At 46.1% G+C, this 258-nt stretch carries 1 protein-coding gene; it reads left to right on the top strand.

Going from position 1 to position 258, the window contains the following annotated elements; all coding sequences use genetic code 11:
• Positions 1 to 215 (top strand): S4 domain-containing protein (locus LKX83_RS32635; RefSeq protein ID WP_255655032.1); only part of this gene is annotated, 215 nt, incomplete at its 5' end.
• Between the last annotated feature and the right edge of the window lie 43 nt (positions 216 to 258).

Here is a 258-nt window from a genome sequence, read left to right as displayed (position 1 = left end):
CAGCTGCATTAGAAAACGGAAAACTGTGGATTGTGAAGCTCCTTTCCGAACTGCAGCTTGTACCGTCTAATGCGGAAGCACGCCGCATGGTTCAGCAGGGCGCAGTAAAGATCAATGAAGAAAAAGTTGCTTCTGTGGATGATCATGTTGCCGTAGAGGAAGGAATGATCGTTCAGGTCGGCAAGCGCAAGTTTGCAAAAGTAGTTGTAAAATAAGAGCCTCTCACCAAAAGCAGAGCATGGTAAAAACGGAATGAAG

Origin of the sequence: Cohnella baijiui (assembly GCF_020731285.1) — a bacterium.
Lineage (GTDB): Bacteria > Bacillota > Bacilli > Paenibacillales > Paenibacillaceae > Cohnella.
This window is presented reverse-complemented; position numbering and strand designations above follow the sequence as displayed.